The organism is Caballeronia novacaledonica, from assembly GCF_900258035.1.
GTDB classification, from domain to species: Bacteria; Pseudomonadota; Gammaproteobacteria; order Burkholderiales; family Burkholderiaceae; genus Caballeronia; species Caballeronia novacaledonica.
On sequence record NZ_OGTP01000039.1, the window covers coordinates 1 to 20,151 of the forward strand.

Consider the following 20,151-nt stretch of genomic DNA (forward strand, 5'->3'; position numbering starts at 1 on the left):
CATTGCAAGACCTGCGACATCAAGGACCCGACGCAGAACATCGTGTGGGTCACGCCGGAGGGCGGCGGCGGGCCGAATTATCCGAACATGTAAGGTCAGGAAGAACGAAGGGCGCCGAAACCGGCGCCCTTTTCTTTTATTTCGACGGAATGTGCGCCGCGATCTTCGGCGTCTCGACCACCACGTCGCCGCATTGCGCGCGATGACGCAGCGCGTGATCCATCAGCACGAGCGCGAGCAGCGCTTCGGCGATCGGCGTGGCGCGAATGCCGACGCAAGGATCATGACGGCCGAAGGTTTCGACGGTCGCGCTCGCGCCTTGCTTGTCGATCGACTGACGCGGCGTGCGAATGCTCGACGTCGGCTTGATCGCGATCGACACGCGGATGTCCTGTCCGCTCGAAATGCCGCCGAGAATGCCGCCCGCGTTGTTGGCGGCGAAGCCCTCGGGCGTCATCTCGTCGCCGTGCTGCGAGCCGCGTTGCGCGACGCTCGCGAAGCCCGCGCCGATCTCGACGGCCTTCACCGCATTGAGGCCCATCATCGCGTGGGCGATGTCGGCGTCGAGCCGGTCGTACAGCGGCTCGCCGAGTCCGACCGGCACGCCCGTCGCGACGATTTCGATGCGCGCGCCGACGGAATCGCCATCGCGCCGCAGCCCGTCCATGTACGTTTCGAGTTGCGGTACGATCTCCGCGTTCGGCGAGAAGAACGGGTTCTCCGGCACATGTTGCCAGTCGACGAACGGAATCTCGATTTCACCCAGCGCGCTCATGCAGCCGCGCGTCTCCAGACCGAATTTCTCGCGCAACCATTTCTTCGCGACCGCGCCCGCGGCAACCGTCGGCGCAGTCAGGCGCGCCGACGAACGGCCGCCGCCGCGATGGTCGCGCACGCCGTACTTCTGCCAATAGGTATAGTCCGCGTGACCCGGCCGGAACGTCTCCGCGATATTCCCGTAGTCCTTGCTGCGCTGATCGGTATTGCGGATCAGCAGCGCGATGGGCGTCCCGGTCGTCACGCCTTCGAACACGCCGGAAAGAATTTCGACCTGATCCGCCTCCTGCCGCTGCGTGACGTGACGCGACGTGCCGGGCCGGCGGCGATCGAGTTCGATCTGGATGTCGGCTTCCGTGAGCGTCATGCCGGGCGGGCAGCCGTCGATCACGCAGCCGATCGCCGGACCGTGCGACTCGCCGAAATTCGTGACGGTGAAGAGCGTGCCAAGGGTATTGCCGGACATGAGCGTCGACCTGAAAAAAAGTGTCGGGGGAAACCGCTATTATGCCAGCGCCGCCCCGCTCAGCGCCTTGCGCCGCGCAGCGCGCTCACCACTTCCTGCAGATGCTGCGGCGTCGCGTCTTCCGGCGCGATCGGCTCGCCGACCGCGAGCGTCAGCCGCGTCATCGCACCGCGCTGGACCGGGCGCGGCCATTGTGCGTCCTCGTGGCGCGAGAACACGCTGCCCCAGAGCCCGCGCAGCGCCATCGGCACGACGGGCGCCGGATGGCGTCGCAAGATTTCCGAGATGCCGTGCCGGAACGGATTCATCTCGCCCGTGCGCGTGAGTTTGCCTTCGGGAAAAATGCAGACGAGATCGCCCTCTTGCAGCGCCTGCCCGCATGCGGCGTAGGCACGTTCGAGCATGCCGGCGTCCTCGTGCGCGGGCGCGACCGGAATCGCCTTCAGGTGACGGAACATCCAGCCGAGGACCGGCGTGCGAAAGATGCGGTGATCCATCACGAAGCGGATCGGCCGCGGACTTTCGGCCATGATGACGACCGCATCGACGAAACTCACGTGGTTGCACACGAGCACGGCCGCGCCATGCGCCGGAATGCGCTCGGCGCCGATGAGCCGGATGCGATAGAACGTGTGCACCAGAATCCACGCGACAAAGCGCAGCAGAAACTCCGGCACGAGCGAATAGATATAGACCGCGACGACGACATTGAGCAGCGCGGTCGTCAGAAAGAGCCCCGGAATGCCGACGCCGAACGACGTCAGCGCGAGCGCCATCAGCGCGGAGACGATCATGAAGAACGAATTCAGGATGTTGTTCGCCGCGATGATGCGCGCCCGGTGCGTCGGCTGGCTGCGCGCCTGGATCAGCGCATAGAGCGGCACGCTGTAGAAGCCGCCGAACATCGCGAGCAGGAACAGATCGATCAGAATGCGCCAGTGCGGCCACGCCAGCAGGAATTCGCCGACATTGAGCAGGTGTCCCGCGGGCGCGATGCGATGACTCGCGAAGAAGAGATCGATCGCGAACACGCTGATGCCGACCGAACCGAGCGGCACCAGCCCGATTTCGACGCGGCGCTTCGAGAGCCGCTCGCACAAGAGCGATCCCGTTCCGATGCCGATGGAAAACGTCGCGAGAAGAATGGTCACGACATCGGGATCGGCGGACAGCACGTCCTTCGCGAAATTGAAGAACGACGTGAGAAAGGTCGCCCCGACGAACCACAGCCACGAAATCCCGAGCAGGCTCAGAAACACGGTGCGGTCGGACTTCGCGAGCTTGAGATTGCGCCACGTCTCGGAAACCGGATTCCAGTTGATGCGCAGATCCGGCTGCGACGCCTCCGACTTCGGCACGAATGCCGAGGCGACGCGCCCGATGATCGCGAACGCGATGCACGCGATGGCGAGCAGCATCGCGCCATGCTGCGTCGCGCCCGCCGCCGCACCGCCGATGATCGTGCCGATCAGGATCGCGACGAACGTGCCCATCTCGACGAGCCCGTTGCCGCCGACGAGCTCGTGCGAATCGAGATGCTGCGGCAGATACGCATACTTGACTGGCCCGAACACGGTCGAGTGCACGCCCATCAGAAAGGTGCAGGCATAGAGAAGCGGCGCGCTGTGCAACAGAAAGCCCGCGCCGCCGATCAGCATCACGACGATCTCGAAACTCTTCACGAGGCGCGCGAGCACGGCCTTGTCGTATTTGTCGGCGATCTGCCCGGATGTCGCCGAGAACAGCACGAACGGCACGATGAAAATCGCGGAAATCAGGAACGCGGCCGTCTTCGGATCGACGCCCGAAAAACGCGCCGCCTGAAACGTCACGAGCGACGTGAAGCCGACCTTGAAGATGTTGTCGTTCATCGCGCCGAGGAACTGCGTCCAGAAAAACGGCGCGAAGCGCTGCTCGCGCAGGAGGCTGAACTGGCCTTCGCCTTCGGCGCGGGCGCGTCGGGAAGTGCGCGACGAAGCGCGCATCGGATTGTCATTCATGTCTTGCGTAGTGATTGAGTTCGGCGTTGATGCCGGGCATGCGGCGATCGAATCCGAATGAAACGAAGAACGGGCCGAAGGCTGACTTCGCCCTCGGGCCAGACGAAAAAAAGCGCGCCATGAGGGCGCGCTGCATGTGCTGAACCTTGCGCGAAGCGCGACGCCTCGCGGCACGATGTCAATGCTTAGCGAGCTTCTTCCTGCTGCTCGGGCCAGTCGCGGATATACGCCTTCAGCATGCGATTCTCGAAGCCCTGCTCTTCCACGACGGCCTTCGCCACATCGTAGAACGAGATGACGCCCATCAACTGACGCTTTTCCATGACGGGCAGATAGCGCACGTGATGTTCGAGCATCATGCGGCGCACCTCGTTCACGTCCGTTTCCGGCGTGCACGTGAGCGGATGGTCGTCCATGACCTTGCGGATGGTCGTGGCGCCGACCGAGCCGCTGTTGTTGTGCAAGGTCAGGATGATCTCGCGGAAGGTCAGCATGCCGACCAGGTCGCCGTACTCCATGACGACGAGCGAGCCGATATCGTGCGCGGCCATTGTGTCGATCGCGTCGGAGAGCGGCGTATCGGGTGTCACGGTAAAGAGCGTGTTGCCCTTCACTTTCAGAATGTCGCTGACTCGCATGACTGTCTCCTCGCGAAATGCCTGTTCAGATGCCCAAACGGTGATGAATCCATAAATCGATGCTATCGGAAAGGCCCGCAAAAGGAAAGCGAACATCGCCCGCATCAGCCGAACGGACAAGGCTTTGCGCCTTTTTCGACAAGCGTTCGCCCTAGGTTTGGGTGCGCGCATCCGATGTTACGATGATTGACCCTCATTTTCGCCGCCTGCCGGCACCGCCTCGCGCGCCGGCCGCCTATGATGCCAGCCAACCGTTTCGACACGCTCGCGCTGCACGCGGGCGCCGCGCCCGATCCCGTCACGGGCGCGCGCGCGACGCCGATTTATCAGACCACGTCGTTCACCTTTCGTGACAGCGATCACGCCGCCGCGCTCTTCAACATGGAGCGTTCGGGGCACGTGTACTCGCGCATCTCGAATCCGACCGTCGCGGTGTTCGAGGAACGCGTCGCGGCGCTCGAAGGCGGCGTCGGCGCCATCGGCACGGCAAGCGGCCAGGCCGCGCTGCATCTCGCCATCGCGACGCTGATGGGCGCGGGCTCGCATATCGTCGCGTCGAGCGCGCTTTACGGCGGCTCGCACAACCTGCTGCATTACACGCTGCGGCGCTTCGGCATCGAAACGACCTTCGTGCCGCCGCACGATCTTGATGCATGGAGTGCGGCAGCGCGGCCGAACACGCGGCTTTTCTTCGGCGAAACGCTCGGCAATCCCGGCCTCGACGTGCTCGATATCGCGGGCGTCGCGGAAATCGCGCACGAGCACGCGGCGCCGCTGCTCGTCGATTCCACGTTCACGACGCCTTATTTGCTGCGCCCGTTCGAGCATGGCGCGGACCTCGTCTATCACTCGGCGACGAAGTTTCTGGGCGGGCACGGGACGACGATCGGCGGCGTGCTCGTCGACGGCGGCACCTTCGATTTCACCGCGAGCGGACGCTTCCCGGAATTCACCGAACCCTACGACGGCTTTCACGGCATGGTGTTCGCCGAAGAGAGCACGGTCGCGCCCTTCCTGCTGCGCGCCCGGCGCGAAGGCTTGCGCGATTTCGGCGCGTGCCTGCATCCGCAAGCCGCATGGCAACTGCTGCAAGGCATCGAGACGTTGCCATTACGCATGGATCGGCATGTCGCGAATACGCGCAAGGTGATCGAATTTCTGCTGGGTTCGCCGGCGGTGGACGGCGTGGCCTATCCCGAACTGCCGACGCATCGCGATCACGCCCTCGCCCAGCGACTGCTGCCGCGCGGCGCGGGCGCGGTGTTCAGCTTCGATCTGAAGGGCGGCGTGCCGGCGGCGCGCAAGTTCATCGAAACGCTCACGCTGTTCTCGCATCTCGCGAACGTCGGCGATGCGCGCTCGCTCGTGATCCATCCCGCCTCGACGACGCACTTCCGCATGGACGCCGCCGCGCTCGAAGCCGCGGGCATCGGGCCGGGGCGCATCCGTCTCTCGATCGGACTGGAAGACCCGGACGATCTCATCGACGATCTCAAGCGCGCGCTGAAGGCCGCCCAGAAAGCCGCCGAAAGCGCTCGGGCCGCCGGTGCCGCCGCGCCGCCCGGGAGCCGCGCATGATTCTCGACGTCCACGGCCGCGCCGCCTACGCCTACACCGGCGGCAAGTCTTTCGACACCGCCCGGCCTGCCGTCGTGTTCATTCACGGCGCCGAGCACGACCACAGCGTGTGGGCGTTGCAGACCCGCTATTTCGCGCATCACGGCTTCGGCGTGCTCGCGCTCGATCTCCCGAGTCACGGACGAAGCGAGGGGCCCGCGCTGCCGACCATCGGCGAACTCGCCGACTGGGTCATCGCCGTGCTCGACGCGGCGAGCGTGCAAACGGCGATCTTCGTCGGCCACAGCATGGGTTCGCTGATCGCGCTCGACATCGCGGGCCGCTATCCCGCGCGCACGGCGGGCCTCGCCCTGCTCGCGACCGCCGCGCCGATGGCCGTTTCCGACACGCTGCTCGACGCCGCCCGCGAGCACGAGCCCGAGGCGATCGCGATGGTCAATCAGTGGTCGCATTCCACGATCGCCGCGAAGCCGTCGAGTCCCGCGCCGGGCTTCTGGCTGCACGGCGTGAACCAGCGGCTCATGGAGCGCGTGAGCCTGCGCGGCGAAGCGCTCCTCTTCCATACCGATTTCAGCGCCTGCAACACCTACGCGGCTGCGCTCGAACGCGCGTCGGCCGTGCGCTGCCCGGTGCATATCGTGAGCGGCAAGCGCGACATGATGACGCCGCCGCGCGCCGCCCGGCCACTGGTCGATGCATTGAGGAAAGCCGGCGCCGCGGTGCAAACCGTGGAACTCGACGCCGGACACGCGCTGATGTCCGAGCAGCCCGACGCAACGCTGGACACGCTGTTCGCGTTCGCACTCGGCTGCGTCAAAGCCGAAACGAAGGCCGGCTGAACGCGCGCGTGCGGCGCACCGCGCAAGCGAGCGGCGGCCGCTTGCACGGCGCGCATCGCAGTCGCAGAATGGTTCTTGCTGGCCAAACGTCAGACAGGCGCACACCGCCCGCACGACACCAGCAGGCATCATCAGGGAGGCCGTCATGGCGCACACCGCACACGGTGAACATTTCGCGAATTTCGCCGAGTTCTATCCCTTTTACCTCGACGAACACCGAAATCTGGTCTCGCGCAGGCTGCATTTCATCGGCTCGCTTGGCGTGATCGGCTGCCTCTCGATGTCGATTGCGACGGGCGACTGGCTCTGGCTGCCCGCGGCCGTCGTCTGCGGCTACGGTTTCGCGTGGATCGGCCATTTCTTCTTCGAAAAGAATCGCCCCGCGACGTTTCGTCATCCCGTGTACAGCCTGATGGGCGACTGGGTGATGTTCAAGGACATCTGCGTGGGCAAGATTTCGCTCTGACCGGCGTCGGGCGTCCGATCACGCGGGCTGCTCCGGCATCGACGAGCGCGGTGCCTCGCGCGGCGGCGCGCTCGTGAGCGCGGACACGCGCGCGGCAATCAGCGAGCCGAGCGTGATCTCCAGCTTGTCGTTCGCAAGCGCGTTCATGAGCGCGGCGCAATCCACCTGCGCCGCGTCCAGTTTCAGTTGATATTCCAGTTCGGCGCGGTCGATCACGAACTGTTCGAACAGCATCGTCACCGTGATCTGACTCGGATTGGCGATCAGCACATAGCGCGGCAAGCGCGAATCTTCCAGCCGGCCGATCCAGCCGAGCGCGTCGAGCCGGGCGATCAGGCGTGTCGACGTATCCAGGTCGCAGCGCGCCATGCTGGAAAGCTGCAACGCGGTGTGGCCGGGCTTGCCCTCGTCGCGCGCCTCGACGAGCCGCGCGAGAATTTCGAGCGCATCGAGCAGATCGCTGCCCGGAAAATCCCGCCGATGATACTGCCCCGTGCGAATCGCGGGCAGCGCGGACGTGACCATCGCGCCGACGAGTGCGAACATCCAGCAAAGATAGACCCACAGCAGGAACACCGGCAGCGCGGCGAACGCGCCATAGACGGCGGTGTAGGTCGGAATGCGCCGCACGTAATAGCCGAAGCCGCGCTTGCCGAGTTCGAAGGCAACGGCCGCGATCAACCCGCCGACGATCGCATCGCGCCATTCCACCTTGCAGTTCGGCATGTACACGTAGATGAACGTGAAGGCGAGCGCCGTGAGCGGCAGCGAGATTCCGGTCAGCGCCCACTCGATGATCGGCGGCATCAGGTTGTGCGAACCCGCGAATGCGATCGAATGCGCGAAGACGTAGGACGAGATGGACAGGCTGCAGCCGAAGAGAATCGGCCCGAGCGTGATGATCGCCCAGTAGACGAGCACGCGCTGCGCGAACGGCCGCGCCTTCTTCACGCGCCAGATCACGTTGAACGCGGACTCGACCGTCATCATCGTCATGACGGAGGTCACGAACAGGATGATCATGCCGACGGTCGTCAGCCCCTTCGCCTTCGACGCGAACTGATTCAGATATTTGAAGATCTGGTCGTTGATCTGCGGCGGCATCAGGTGCACCGCGAGAAAATCCTGCAACGACGCCTGAAACGAGCCGAAGATCGGAAACGCAGTGAAGAGCGCGAAGGCGACGGTGGCGAGCGGCACGAGCGACAGCACGCTCGTGAACGTGAGGCTGCCCGCCACTTGCGCGACGCGGTCTTCGCCGATGCGCCGCGCGACGAAGCCGGCGAGGCGCTTGACCGCCGCGAGATCGATGGAAACGTGCTGCAAACGCATTCTCCCGTCGTGGCGGCCTGCCCGCGCAAAGCCGCGTCTCGCCACGAAAATCACCCAATACCTATAATAGCCGTTCACTAAAAAAGCCTTATGAACGACATCCTCGTGCTTTACTACAGCCGCCACGGCGCGACCCGCGAGCTTGCGCTCGCCATCGCCCAGGGCGTCGACAGCGTCCCCGGCATGCAGGCGCGCGTGCGCACGGTGCCGCCGGTGTCCACCGTCTGCGAAGCCACCCGGCCCGACATTCCCGCCGACGGCCCGCCCTACGCCGAGTTGCGCGATCTCGAAGAATGCGCGGGTCTCGCGCTCGGCTCGCCGACGCGCTTCGGCAACATGGCCGCGCCGCTCAAATACTTCCTCGACGGCACGACGCCGCAGTGGCTTTCCGGCGCACTCGCGGGCAAGCCGGCGAGCGTTTTCACATCGACCGGCAGCTTGCACGGCGGACAGGAAAGCACCCTGCTCTCGATGATGCTGCCGCTCCTGCACCACGGCATGATGATCGTCGGCATTCCGTACACCGAGTCGCGGCTCACCACGACGCAAAGCGGCGGCACGCCCTACGGCGCGTCGCACCACGCGCGCGCGGGCGGCGACGAAAATCAGCGCCACGGCATTTCCGCCGACGAGAAAGCGCTCGCCATTGCGCTCGGCGCACGGCTCGCGCGCACCGCGCTCAATCTCGTGCGCGGCGCCCGTTCGGCATGACCACGCCGATCTCCGCTGCGCGCCCCAACGCCGTCCTGGCGCGTGGCGCGCTCGCGAGTCTCGCCGCGCTCATCGTGCTCACGGTCGCCTGGGAGCTGTGGCTCGCACCCGTGCGGCCCGGCGCATGGGCGCTCGCGTTGAAGGCGCTGCCGCTCGCGTGCGCGCTGCCGGGCGTCGTGCGCAAGAACGTCTACACGCTGCAATGGGCGTCGATGCTCGTCCTGCTATATCTCGCCGAAGGCGTCGTGCGCGGCATGACGGATGCGGGCCGCTCCGCCTCGCTCGCCTGGCTCGAAGCGCTCCTCGCGCTCGCCTTCTTCGTCTGCGCCCTCGCTTACGTCGCGCCTTTCAAACGTGCCGCCCGCTTGAACGCTCGTTCGAAAAAAAGCTGATCTGTCCGCTTTTTTGATGCGTGCATCGCGCCGACGTGATGCTTTGTAGCACGAACCGCCGCCCGGCGCGCATGCCTATGCCATTCGGACGAGGATCGCGCGCCGCATCCCTGCGCGATACTGTGCACTACGCTCTACCGGAATTCTTGCTCATCCGCTCATGACCGCCACCGAAGCTTTCATCGCCGCCTGCACCGACGTTCTCGGCCCGCCGCACGTTCTCACCGACGCCCACGATACCGAGCCCTATCTCGTCGACTGGCGCAAGCGCTATCGCGGCAACGCATGCGCCGTGCTGCTGCCCGCCGATACGGCGCAGGTCGCGGCCGTCGTGCGGCTCGCGCGGGAACATCGCGTCGCGATCGTGCCGCAGGGCGGCAATACCGGCCTCGCCGGCGGCGCGACGCCCGATGCGAGCGGCGCGCAAGCGGTCGTCAGCCTGAGGCGGCTCAACCGGATTCGCGGCGTCGATCCGCACAACAACACGATGACCGTCGAAGCGGGCGTCGTGCTCGCCGAGATTCAGGCGCGCGCCGAAAGCGCGCAACGGCTGTTCCCGTTGAGTCTCGCCGCCGAAGGAAGCTGCACGATCGGCGGCAATCTTTCGACGAATGCGGGCGGCACCGGCGTGCTGCGCTACGGCAACACGCGCGAACTGTGCCTCGGACTCGAAGTCGTGACGCCGCAAGGCGAGATCTGGGACGGCCTGCGGGGGCTGCGCAAGGACAACACCGGCTACGATCTGCGCGATCTCTTCATCGGCGCGGAAGGCACGCTCGGCATCATCACGGCCGCGGTCATGAAGCTGCATCCCGCGCCGGTCGCGAAGGTCACGGCGCTGGCCGGGCTCGCGTCGCCGCACGCCGCGCTCGATTTCCTCTCGCTGGCCCAGCATCACGCGGGCGCGCTCTTGACCGGCTTCGAGTTGATGTCGGACTTCTCGATGCGCCTCGTCGGCAAGCACTTCCCGCAACTGCGCTATCCGTTCGACGAGCCGCACGGACAGACCGTGCTGCTCGAACTCTCCGACAGCGAAAGCGACGAACACGCGCGCGCCCTGTTCGAGCGGCTGATGGAAGAAGCGCTCGACAAAGGAATCGTGGAAAACGCCGTGGTTGCGGAAAGCCTCGCGCAGTCGCAGGCTTTCTGGGATTTGCGCGAGCATATTCCGCTCGCGCAGGCGGAGGAAGGCCTGAACATCAAACATGATATCGCCGTGCCCATTTCGAGTATCGGCCGCTTCATCGACGAAACCGATGCGATCATCGCGAATACGGTGCCCGGCGCTCGCATGGTCACGTTCGGCCATCTCGGCGACGGCAATCTGCACTACAACGTGCAGGCGCCCGAAGGCGTCGATGCGAAACCGTTCCTCGACGAATTCCAGACGCCGATCAACACGCTCGTGTATGACCAGGTGCACAAACATCGCGGCAGCATCAGCGCGGAGCACGGTCTCGGCCAGTTGAAGGTCGATGAAGCAATGCACTACAAGTCGCCGGTCGAAGTGCGCCTCATGCAGACGATCAAGGCCGCGCTCGATCCGGACAACCTGATGAATCCCGGCAAGGTCGTGCATGGGGGCGCGCCGCTTGCGAAGGAGAACATCGCATGAAGATTCGCGTGCTGTCGGACCTGCATCTCGAATGCGACGAGCCGCTGGCGATTCCCTACGCCGAGGCCGATCTCGTCGTGCTGGCCGGCGACATTCACAATCACGCCGAGGGCCTGCGCTGGGCCGCGGAAAATTTCGGTTCCGACGTTCCCGTCGTCTACGTGCCCGGCAATCACGAGTATTACGACGCCGAGTTCGGCGCGATGGAAACCGCGATGCAGGACGCCGCGCGCAGCGTCGATAACGTGCACTATCTGAACAACGCGTCGCTGGTGGATCGCCGTGGCGCGTGGCGCGTGCTCGGCACGACGCTCTGGACGGACTTCGCGCTGTTCGGGTCCGGTGAAGCGGATATCGAGAACGCGAAGCAGGCATGCACGAAAGTCATGCTCGACTACAAAGGCCTGATCCAGCTCGCCTGGCCGGAACCCGAAGGCGAGCATCGCGAATTCGCTCCCGACGACTCGCTCGCGCTGCACGAACAGGCGCGCGGCTGGCTCGAAAGCGAGCTCGCCAAACCGTTCGCGGGCCAGACGATCGTCGTCACGCATCATGCGCCGATGCGCCAGAGCCTCGCGCCGCGCTACGCGGAAGATCTCGTGTCGGCGGGCTTCGTCAATCATCTGCCGTCGCTGGCGCGCGCGCCCGCGTCGCTGTGGATTCACGGGCATACGCATACGTCGTTCGATTACGTCGTCGAGGGCACGCGTGTCGTCTGCAATCCGCGCGGCTATTTCGACCGCCGCCGCCAGCAATGGGAGAATCCCGCGTTCGCGTGGGACAAGGTCGTCGAAATCTGAAACGCCGGTAAAGAAGCACGGAACCGTGTTGGACTTTGCGGAGGAACGCCATGTGCGGCCGAATCAGCCAGTACCGACTGCCGATGCATTACGCGCAACGCCTGCATCTGAGAAATCCGTTCGTGCTCGTGGACGCCGCCGACCGGCGTCCCGGCTATAACCTCGCGCCCGGCACGCATCCGCTCGCCGTCTATCCGGACGAAACGATCCGCGCGGTGCATTGGGGCTATTGCCCGCCGTGGGCCATCCAGAAGAAGCTGCCGCAGACGATCAACGCGCGCGTCGAGACCGCCGCGACGAGCGCTTATTTCAAACACTTGTGGAGGAAGGCGCGCATTCTCGTGCCGGCCGACGGCTGGTTCGAATGGCGCATCGAGCCGCGCCCGACAGATCCGGCCGCGAAGCCCTTCAAGCAGCCGTACTTCATTCGGCGCGCGGACGGCGAACCGATGTACCTCGCCGCGCTCACCAGCATCATGCGCGACGAAGACGCCGCCGCGCCCGGCGCGGGTTTCGTCATCGTCACGTCCGCGGCGGACGAAGGGCTGATCGACGTGCACGACCGCCGTCCGCTCGTGTTCCCCTCCGCCGTCGCGCGGCGCTGGCTCGATCCCGCCGCATCGCTCGACGATCTCGCGGCGCTCGTCAGGACCGACGGCGTGCCGGCGTCGCACTTCGTGTGGCATCGCGTGTCGAGCGACGTGAATCGCGCAACGAACGACGAACCGCGACTGATCGAGCCGCTCGAAACGCTGCTCTGAACGCTGTCCGCGAACGATCAGCGATCGTCGTCGATGCGCACCGGCACGAGGCGGCGCTTCGCGTTGCGCTCCGACTGCGCGCGCATGGCGTTGAAGAGATCGCGCGACGCCGGAACGGCGATCAGCACCAGAAGCGCGGCGAGTGCGAGCAGAAGTGGCGTACTCATGTGACTTATCCCCGTTAAACGTGCAGTGGAACCAGTGCAGAAAGTAACAAGCTGCGGGCACATCGTGCGTAAGCAAGTGTTGCTCCGCGGCTTTTTTCGTAACTGAACGCGCACCGCATTTCAGTTGACGACGAACTCCTTCAGCGATTCCTCGTCCGCCGCGAGCGTGGCGGGCAGCGCATCGCGCAGGAACTCCACCCACGTGCGGATTTTCGCGTCGAGGTATTGGCGCGATGCGTAGAGCGCGTAGACGTTCAGCTCCTGCATCGTGTATTGCGGCAACACGCGCACGAGCGTGCCCGCGCGCAGGCCGGGAAGCGCAGACGACGTCGGCAGCACGCCGATGCCCATGCTCTCGCGAATCGCCACGACCATCGCCTCGGCGACATTCACCGTGAACGTCGACGGGCCGAGGCTCACCGTCTCCTGACCGTTCGGGCCGTCGAACACCCAGCGATCCGGCGGAAACACCGGCGTCATCAGATGCAGGCAGGTATGGCGCACGAGATCGGACAGCACGTGCGGCGCGCCATGCTGCTCGATATAAGCCGGCGACGCGCACGCGATGCTGAACACCGAGCCGAGCCGCGCCGACACGAGTCCGGAATCCGGCAGATCGGACGCGAGCACGACGGACACGTCGTAGCCTTCGTCGAGCAGATCCGGCACGCGCTGCGCGAGCGTCAGATCGACCTGCACCGCGGCATGGCGCTGCTGATAGCGCGAGATCATCGGCACGATGTAGTGCTGGCCGAAGCTCGTCATCGAATGGACCTTGAGCTTGCCGGAAGGACGCGCGTGCGCGTCGCCGGCCTCGGCTTCCGCCTGATCGACATAGGCGAGAATCTGCTCGCAGCGCTGCAGATAGCGCTCGCCCGCTTCGGTCAGCGCGATGCGCCGCGTCGTGCGATTCAACAGGCGCGCGCGCAGATGCGCTTCGAGGTCCGACACGGCCCGCGAGGCGTAGGCCGTCGTCGTATTGAGATGCTGCGCGGCCGCGGTGAAGCTGCCCGCTTCGACGACCCGCACAAATACGCGCATGTTCTGGAGCGTGTCCATGGCGTTAATTCCGTCTTCAAGAACTGTTCGTGGGTCGAATTGTTGCACGACCGGTAACGACGATTATCACATCTCTCGTAAGAATGCTTTGCATCCTTACGGGTTATTCCACAATCCCCGCAAAAATATAATCACTTCCCTGAATCTAATTCGAAATTGGGAGTGAATCGTGCGAGGGCGAGTGTCCAGGAGCGCTGCTTGTGCCGCCGTTCTTACAGCAATATTAACAATGGCCGGATGCGCGAGCATCGGCAAGAACGCGCCGCAAGATTCGCTCAAGGATGCATCGACGCTCGATGCCGGCAGCGCCATTCGCGCCGCCAACGCCGACGCCCAATGGCCCGGCCAGGAATGGTGGCGCGCCTATCAGGATCCGCAACTGGACGCCTGGGTTACACGCGCGACCAACGGCAGCCCCACGCTCGCGATGGCCGCCGCGCGCGTGCGCGAAGCGCGGCAGCAAGCGGGCGTCGCGCGCTCCGAGCTTCTGCCGCACGTGGACGGCGCGATGAGTGTCGCCCGCAAGAACTGGCCGAATAACGACTTTTACGGCCCCGGCCCGTACGCCGATACCACGACCTGGGACAACACGGCAGGACTTTCGCTCTCCTACAACCTCGACGTCTGGCATCGCGACGACAACAACGCCGAACGCGCGCTCGACATCGCCCATGTGCGCGCCGCCGATGCGCGCGCCGCGCAGCTCGAACTCGAAACGAACGTCGTGCGCGCTTACGTCGGCTTCTCGCAGGCGTTCGCGCTGCTCGATATCGCGCAGGACACGCTCGCGCAGCAGGAGCGCATCGCGGATTTCGCGCGGCGGCGGCTGAAAGGCGGTCTCGGCACGCAGCTCGAAGTGAGTCAGGCCGAAGCGCCCTTGCCCGAGTACGAGCGTCAGGTCGATATCTACAAGGAAGACATCCTGCTCGCGCGCAATCAACTGGCCGCGCTCGCCGGCGAAGGTCCGGGCGCGGGCGAAGCGCTCACGCGCCCGGCGCTCTCGCTCGCGACGCCGCTGCCCCTGCCCTCCGCGCTGCCGGCGGAACTCGTCGGACATCGGCCGGATATCGTCGCGGCGCGCTGGATGGTCGCGGGACAGGCGCGCGGCATCGATGTGGCGAAGGCCGGCTTCTACCCGAACATCAATCTCGCGGCGTCGCTGACACAGGCGTTCGCGGGCGGCGCGTTGCTGAGTTTCCTGACGCGCGATGCGTCCGGCTACAGCTTCGGCCCGGCGATCTCGCTGCCGATCTTCGAAGGCGGACGCCTGCGCGCGCAGCTCGGCGCGGCATCGGCGCAATACGATCAGGCCGTCGATCACTACAACGCGACGCTCGTCGCGGCGCTCAAGGACATCGCCGATCAGGTCGTGCGCGTGCATTCGCTCGACACGCAGCTCGAAGCGTCGGGGCGCTCCGTCGCCGCCGCGCAAAAGAACTACGATCTCGCGAACGCCGGCTACAAGCGCGGGCTCACCGATTATCTGAACGTGCTGATCGCGCAGACACAGTTGCTCAAGGCGCAGGACGGACAGGCGCGCGTGCGCGCGCAACGGCTCGCGTCGTACGCGACGCTCACGTCGGCGCTCGGCGGCGGCATCGACGATCCGTCCAACGGGCCCGAAGCAACCGCGCTCGCGCCGTCGAAGCACATCGGGCCGTTCAGCAAGGCGCGCAATTGAACATGTCGACGCCCGCTACGCTCAACGAACGTCCATCGCTCAGGCTGGCCTTGCTCGACTGGGCGCGCACCGACGGCCTCGCGTGGATCTATATCTTCAAGGCCGTGCTCGCCGCGCTTCTGGCGCTGTGGATCGCGATGCGCCTCGACATGTCGCAGCCGCGCACCGCGATGACCACGGTTTTCGTCGTGATGCAGCCGCAAAGCGGCATGGTGCTCGCCAAGAGCTTCTACCGTTTCTGCGGAACGATGGTCGGGCTCGTCGTGATGATGATCTTCATCAGCCTGTTCTCGCAGCAGCCGGTGCTGTTTCTGTCCGCGACGGCGCTGTGGGTCGGCATCTGCACGGCGGGCGCGGCGCGCAACCGCAACTTTCGCTCGTACGGCTTCGTGCTCGCGGGCTACACCGCCGCGCTGATCGGCATTCCGGCGGCGCAGCATCCGGACGGCGCGTATCTGTCGGCGCTCACGCGCGTCAGCGAAGTCACGCTCGGCATCGTGTGTTCCGGCGCGGTGAGCGCGCTCATCTTTCCGCAGCACGCGGGCGAGCAGGTCCGCACGACAGTGCGCCGGCGCTTCACGCAGTTCGTCGATTACGTGTGCCGCGCGCTGTCGGGCAATATGGAGCGTGCGCAGATCGAGCGGACGAATCTCGCGTTCGTGTCGGATATCGTCGGCTTCGAGGCGGCGCGCAGTGTCGCCGTGTTCGAGAATCCCGAGTCGCGTATGCGCGGCGGGCGGCTCGCGCGTCTGAACAGCGAGTTCATGAGCGCATCGACGCGCTTTCACGCGCTGCATCAGTTGATGAACCGGCTGCGCGAGAACGCGTCGGCGACGACCACCGCCGCGCTCGAACCGTTCTTTCGCGAAGTGCCGCCGTTGTTGTCGCTATCGGGCGAGGCGGTGAAAAACGCCGCCGACGCCGCGCACGCCGCCGCGCAATTGCGCGACTACAAGGCCGCGTTGCCGAAGCGCATGCGCGCGGCGCGCGGCGCGCTCGAAGCAAATCCGGACTTCGCGCAACTGGAATTCGATACCGCCGCGGAACTGCTCTACCGCTTCGTCGACGACATGCTCGCGTATGCCGAAACGTACGCGTCGCTGACCTCGCCGTCGCACGAACGCGAACGCTGGATCGCACGTTACGTGCCGAAGACCAACCTGTTCGCGGCGGCCATCTCGGGCTTGCGCGGCGCGGTCGTGATGTTCGTCCTCTCCGCGTTCTGGATCGAATCCGCGTGGCCGAGCGGCGGCACGATGGTGCTCAACGCCGCGGCCGTGTGCGCGCTCGCTTCGTCCTCGCCGCGCCCGACGCTCATGTCCGCACAAATGGCGGCGGGCACGATACTCGCAGCGCTCGCCGGCATGATCGTCGTGTTCGGCGTGTTTCCGCATATCGACGGCTTCGCGATGATGTGCGCCGCGCTCGCGCCCGCCCTTTTGCTCGGCGCGTATCTGAGCACGCGGCCGGCGCTCGCGGGCGTGGGCATCGGCTACTGCATCTTTTTCTGCTTTCTCGCGGGGCCGGACAATCTCGTCCACTACGATCCGACCGGCTACATGAACGATGCGATCGCGCTCGTGCTGTCGATGATCGTCGCCGCGATCGCCTTCGCCGTGCTCCTGCCGACCGATGCGCCGTGGCTGCGTCATCTGCTGCTTCGCGACTTGCGGCGCGAAGTCGTGAACGCGCGCCGCGGACGTCTCGCCAGTCTCGCGACGCACTTCGAGAGCCGCACGCGCGACCTGCTCTCGCAGATCAACGCGCTCGCCAATGGCCGCGCCGATTTGCAGCGCGACGCGCTGCAATGGCTCTTCGCCGTGCTCGAATTCGGCAATGCGGTGATCGACTTGCGGCGCGAAATGGCGATGCTGCCGGGCGGCGCGCCGATGTCCTGGCGACGCTTCGTCGATGCGACGCTCGATGCCGTCGCGCGGCTTTTCGATCGTCCGCAGGCGAAGCGCTTCGACGCCGCGCTTGCCGCGACACAGCGCGCGATTGCCGATACGCAGGCGCTGCTCGCTTCGTCCGACCAGTCGCGCGAGGAGCGACATCGCCTGCAGCGCATCGCGAGTCACCTGCATTTCATCCGCACCGCGCTGCTCGATCGCGAATCACCGTTCGCGCAGTTTGCGCCCGCCGAAAACCACACGCACGAAGGAGCGTCTCATGTTCCCGCGTAACGTCGCGATCCTCGAAGCCTATGTGCCGACGATCCTGCTGCTCTTCATCGCGGGCGCGATAATCACGTGGGTCGTCGACCGCGTGCTCTCGCTGACCGGACTTTATCGCGTGGTGTGGCATCCGGCGCTCTTTCGCGCAAGCCTGCTCGTGTGCATCTGCGGCACGCTCGGGCTCGTCGCGTATCGCTGAGCGGCATCACTTTCATACACGCTGAAAAAGAGTTGCATCATGATTCTTCGGAAAATCATCGGTCTGGTTTTGACGATCGCCATCTTCGCGGTCGCGCTCGTCATCGGACGGGTGCTGTGGGTGCATTACATGGACGAGCCGTGGACGCGCGACGGCCGCGTGCGCGCGGATGTCGTCAATGTCGCGCCGGATGTGTCGGGCGCCGTCGTGCAGTTGCCGGTCCGCGACAACCAGCTCGTGAAAAAAGGCGATCTGTTGATGGAGATCGATCCGTCGCACTATCAGATCGCGGTCGAGCAGGCGCAGGCGACCGTCGCGGCGCGGGCGGCCGAACTGCGCATGCGCCGTGCGGATGCCGCGCGACGCGCCGACATGGACAGTCAGGTCGTGTCGAAGGAAGCGCGCGAAAACGCGGTGCAGGCCGCCTCGACCGCCGAAGCGCAGTTACAGCAGGCGCAGGCCGCGCTCGATGCCGCGAAGCTCAATCTGGCGCGCACGAAGGTGTTTTCGCCGGTCGACGGATACGTGACGAACCTGAACGTCTTTCGCGGCGACTACGCGACGGCGGGCGCGGCGAAGCTCGCGATCGTCGACAGCCATTCGTTCTGGGTGTACGGCTACTTCGAGGAAACGAAGCTGCCGCACGTGCGCATCGGCGACAAGGCGTCGATTCGCCTGATGAGCGGCGGCGAGCTGAAGGGACATGTGGAGAGCATTTCGCGCGGCATCTATGACCGCGACAATCCGCAAAGCCGCGAACTGCTCGCCGACGTGAACCCGACGTTCAACTGGGTGCGGCTCGCGCAGCGCGTGCCGGTGCGCGTGCATATCGATGACGTGCCGGATGGGTTGCTGCTGAGTGCGGGGACGACGTGTACGGTGGTGATTGCGCCGTCGAGTTGAGCACGCATCGGCGGCAGCGGATATGAGTAGAATGTACCCGGACTTTTTACCGGATCGGCAAATGACATCCAAGACCATCGGCGGGCTGGCGAGGGACGCGATCCCTCCCCGCGTCAAGATTCCACCGCGCTCGACCAGGACCGTGGATATGTCTACGCCTGAAGCACGTCAGCGCGTGACGGACGCGATCAGCAGGGTCATTTCCGCCCACAACGTCGCCATCAAAGAACTTGCGAAGCGCTGATGCTGCTTGACGCGCCGTACGTCATCACGGTCCATGATCACATTCTTTTCGCGGAAGGCGGGTTGCCCGGTTATGGGCAAGCGGGCATCGGAGGTGTCGAAGCAGTCCTGGCGCGCGTAGAGAATCACGCGTACTACGCCGGATTGGACGATATATTCGGCATAGCCGCGATGTACGCGGTCGCCATCGCACGCGGACATGTGTTCAATGACGGCAACAAGCGCACCGCGCTCGTATGTGCGCTTGCCTTCCTGGATCTGGAAGGCTACGACTTGCCAGCCGGACCCGAGATCGAAGTCCAACTGGTCGAAATCATGGTGGAAGTCGCGCAAGGCAAGGTCGAGCGCGAAGACCTCGCCGACTATTTGTCAGTCATATACGGCCCGCGCGAATCGAACCTGCCGGCCTAGGCGCCCGACGCTACGTCAGGGCGCCTCGCTCATCGACCTGCCGCCTTACTTCAACACCACCTTCACATCGAAGTACTTCGCGGCGAAGCGATCGATCGTCCCGTCGTCCTTCAATTCCTTCAGCGCGCGATTGAGCGATTCCTTCAACGCCTTGTCGTTCTTGCGCACGCCGAAGCCCACGCCCGAACCGAGCAGCTTGTCATCCGACACGGCCGGCCCCGCGAACGCAAAACCCGCGCCCTGCGGCTGCTTCAGAAAGCCCTTCGACGCCGCTTCGGCATCCTGGAACGCCGCATCCAGACGACCCGACGCCAGATCCGCGTAAATCTGGTCCTGCGCCTGATACGACTCGACATCGATGCCCGCCGGCGCCCACTTCGCCTTCGCGTAGGTTTCCTGGATCGAGCCTTGCAGCACGCCCACGCGCTTGCCCTTCAGACCATCGACGGTCGGCCGGATCGTGCTGCCCTTTTTCGCGATGAGCTGATTCGGGATCGTGTAGATCGGATCCGTGAAATCGATGGCGGCCTTGCGCTTGTCCGTGATCGTCATGTCGGAATTGATGCCGTCGAACTTGCGCGCCTGCAACGCGGGAATGAGGCCGTCGAACGAATTCTCGACCCACACGCACTTCATCTTCAGTTTCGCGCACACCGCGTTGCCGATGTCGATGTCGAAGCCCTGCAGCTCGCCGCTCGGCGACTTCGATTCGAACGGCGCGTACGATGCCTCGACGCCGAAGCGCAGTTCCTTCATGTTATCGGCGGCCTGCGCGTTCAACGCGGCGACGCCCGTGACGATGGTGGCGCCCAGCACCGCGAACGCGGCGAACTTGCGACCGATCAGATGCGATTTTTTCAACTTTCATCTCCTTCCATTGCGTTTCGAAACGGGTGTCGCGATGTGGCCGCGCACCGCACGCAATGCGCGGCGCATCGA

The 20,151-nt window shown here is 65.1% G+C and carries 22 protein-coding genes; 15 read left to right on the forward strand and 7 right to left on the reverse strand.

From position 1 onward, the window contains the following. The coding region (locus NOV72_RS30560; RefSeq protein ID WP_133246935.1) for a 4Fe-4S dicluster domain-containing protein at positions 1-93 on the forward strand (93 nt) is incomplete at its 5' end. A gap of 43 nt (positions 94-136) precedes the next feature. Here the strand turns inward: NOV72_RS30560 and aroC are convergent. The 3 genes from aroC to NOV72_RS30575 all read right to left on the reverse strand — a co-directional run bounded on the left by aroC (position 137) and on the right by NOV72_RS30575 (position 3,881). Beyond that, positions 137-1,243, reverse strand: coding sequence for a chorismate synthase (gene aroC / locus NOV72_RS30565; RefSeq protein WP_106858249.1), 1,107 nt, complete (start codon positions 1,241-1,243; stop codon positions 137-139). Between the two features lie 59 nt (positions 1,244-1,302). After that, the gene (locus tag NOV72_RS30570; protein ID WP_106858250.1) at positions 1,303-3,243 is read right to left on the reverse strand and encodes an MFS transporter; all 1,941 of its coding nucleotides are present in this window, start codon (positions 3,241-3,243) and stop codon (positions 1,303-1,305) included. A 185-nt stretch (positions 3,244-3,428) separates the two neighbouring features. Then, entirely contained in the window at positions 3,429-3,881 is a 453-nt protein-coding gene (locus tag NOV72_RS30575; protein ID WP_106858251.1) for a CBS domain-containing protein, read from the reverse strand. A gap of 240 nt (positions 3,882-4,121) precedes the next feature. Here NOV72_RS30575 and NOV72_RS30580 point away from each other — a divergent pair, with 240 nt between their 5' ends. From NOV72_RS30580 to NOV72_RS30590, 3 genes are all read left to right on the forward strand, one after another. Next, positions 4,122-5,459, forward strand: coding sequence for an O-acetylhomoserine aminocarboxypropyltransferase (locus NOV72_RS30580; protein ID WP_106858278.1), 1,338 nt, complete (start codon positions 4,122-4,124; stop codon positions 5,457-5,459). Continuing rightward, positions 5,456-6,298 (forward strand): alpha/beta fold hydrolase, encoded by an 843-nt coding sequence (locus NOV72_RS30585; RefSeq protein WP_106858252.1) that lies wholly within the window; start codon positions 5,456-5,458, stop codon positions 6,296-6,298. Before NOV72_RS30580 ends, NOV72_RS30585 begins: the two co-directional genes overlap by 4 nt. Positions 6,299-6,443: 145 nt before the next feature. Then, positions 6,444-6,764, forward strand: a complete 321-nt coding sequence (locus NOV72_RS30590; RefSeq protein ID WP_106858253.1) for an Mpo1-like protein — start codon at positions 6,444-6,446, stop codon at positions 6,762-6,764. An 18-nt stretch (positions 6,765-6,782) separates the two neighbouring features. On the opposite strand, the gene NOV72_RS30595 is transcribed toward NOV72_RS30590, so the two are convergent. Beyond that, the gene (locus NOV72_RS30595; protein WP_181291200.1) at positions 6,783-8,096 is read right to left on the reverse strand and encodes a YihY family inner membrane protein; all 1,314 of its coding nucleotides are present in this window, start codon (positions 8,094-8,096) and stop codon (positions 6,783-6,785) included. A 90-nt stretch (positions 8,097-8,186) separates the two neighbouring features. Here NOV72_RS30595 and wrbA point away from each other — a divergent pair, with 90 nt between their 5' ends. The 5 genes from wrbA to NOV72_RS30620 all read left to right on the forward strand — a co-directional run bounded on the left by wrbA (position 8,187) and on the right by NOV72_RS30620 (position 12,375). Next, positions 8,187-8,807 carry an NAD(P)H:quinone oxidoreductase gene (wrbA, locus tag NOV72_RS30600; protein WP_014191049.1) on the forward strand — a complete coding sequence of 207 codons (621 nt, stop codon included), beginning with the start codon at positions 8,187-8,189 and terminating at the stop codon, positions 8,805-8,807. Beyond that, positions 8,804-9,199: a DUF2069 domain-containing protein gene (locus NOV72_RS30605; protein WP_106858254.1), complete on the forward strand. Its 396-nt coding sequence runs from the start codon at positions 8,804-8,806 to the stop codon at positions 9,197-9,199. The genes wrbA and NOV72_RS30605 overlap by 4 nt, the downstream gene beginning before the upstream one ends. A 160-nt stretch (positions 9,200-9,359) precedes the next feature. After that, on the forward strand, positions 9,360-10,814 hold the full coding sequence (locus NOV72_RS30610) for an FAD-binding oxidoreductase (RefSeq protein WP_106858255.1): 1,455 nt from the start codon (positions 9,360-9,362) through the stop codon (positions 10,812-10,814). After that, positions 10,811-11,614 carry a metallophosphoesterase gene (locus tag NOV72_RS30615; protein WP_106858256.1) on the forward strand — a complete coding sequence of 268 codons (804 nt, stop codon included), beginning with the start codon at positions 10,811-10,813 and terminating at the stop codon, positions 11,612-11,614. The genes NOV72_RS30610 and NOV72_RS30615 overlap by 4 nt, the downstream gene beginning before the upstream one ends. Positions 11,615-11,664: 50 nt before the next feature. Then, positions 11,665-12,375: an SOS response-associated peptidase gene (locus tag NOV72_RS30620; protein ID WP_106858257.1), complete on the forward strand. Its 711-nt coding sequence runs from the start codon at positions 11,665-11,667 to the stop codon at positions 12,373-12,375. 17 nt (positions 12,376-12,392) lie between these two features. Here NOV72_RS30620 and NOV72_RS32495 read toward each other — a convergent pair whose 3' ends face one another. Further along, on the reverse strand, positions 12,393-12,542 hold the full coding sequence (locus NOV72_RS32495) for a hypothetical protein (RefSeq protein ID WP_181291201.1): 150 nt from the start codon (positions 12,540-12,542) through the stop codon (positions 12,393-12,395). Between the two features lie 120 nt (positions 12,543-12,662). Further along, positions 12,663-13,601 carry a LysR family transcriptional regulator gene (locus tag NOV72_RS30625; RefSeq protein ID WP_106858258.1) on the reverse strand — a complete coding sequence of 313 codons (939 nt, stop codon included), beginning with the start codon at positions 13,599-13,601 and terminating at the stop codon, positions 12,663-12,665. Positions 13,602-13,770: 169 nt separating this feature from the next. Here NOV72_RS30625 and NOV72_RS30630 point away from each other — a divergent pair, with 169 nt between their 5' ends. The 6 genes from NOV72_RS30630 (at position 13,771) to NOV72_RS30655 (ending at position 19,212) form a co-directional block, all read left to right on the forward strand. Next, positions 13,771-15,282: an efflux transporter outer membrane subunit gene (locus NOV72_RS30630; protein WP_281261828.1), complete on the forward strand. Its 1,512-nt coding sequence runs from the start codon at positions 13,771-13,773 to the stop codon at positions 15,280-15,282. Positions 15,283-15,284: 2 nt separating this feature from the next. Then, positions 15,285-17,465, forward strand: coding sequence for an FUSC family protein (locus NOV72_RS30635; RefSeq protein ID WP_106858260.1), 2,181 nt, complete (start codon positions 15,285-15,287; stop codon positions 17,463-17,465). Then, positions 17,452-17,655, forward strand: coding sequence for a DUF1656 domain-containing protein (locus tag NOV72_RS30640; RefSeq protein WP_106858261.1), 204 nt, complete (start codon positions 17,452-17,454; stop codon positions 17,653-17,655). The genes NOV72_RS30635 and NOV72_RS30640 overlap by 14 nt, the downstream gene beginning before the upstream one ends. Positions 17,656-17,694: 39 nt before the next feature. Then, the gene (locus tag NOV72_RS30645; protein WP_106858262.1) at positions 17,695-18,558 is read left to right on the forward strand and encodes an efflux RND transporter periplasmic adaptor subunit; all 864 of its coding nucleotides are present in this window, start codon (positions 17,695-17,697) and stop codon (positions 18,556-18,558) included. Between the two features lie 61 nt (positions 18,559-18,619). Continuing rightward, positions 18,620-18,802: a hypothetical protein gene (locus NOV72_RS30650; protein WP_146150067.1), complete on the forward strand. Its 183-nt coding sequence runs from the start codon at positions 18,620-18,622 to the stop codon at positions 18,800-18,802. After that, complete coding sequence (locus tag NOV72_RS30655) at positions 18,802-19,212, forward strand: type II toxin-antitoxin system death-on-curing family toxin (RefSeq protein ID WP_106858264.1); 411 nt, start codon at positions 18,802-18,804, stop codon at positions 19,210-19,212. The genes NOV72_RS30650 and NOV72_RS30655 overlap by 1 nt, the downstream gene beginning before the upstream one ends. Positions 19,213-19,257: 45 nt before the next feature. Here NOV72_RS30655 and NOV72_RS30660 read toward each other — a convergent pair whose 3' ends face one another. Beyond that, positions 19,258-20,028, reverse strand: a complete 771-nt coding sequence (locus NOV72_RS30660; RefSeq protein WP_245933221.1) for an ABC transporter substrate-binding protein — start codon at positions 20,026-20,028, stop codon at positions 19,258-19,260. Positions 20,029-20,151: the final 123 nt, after the last annotated feature.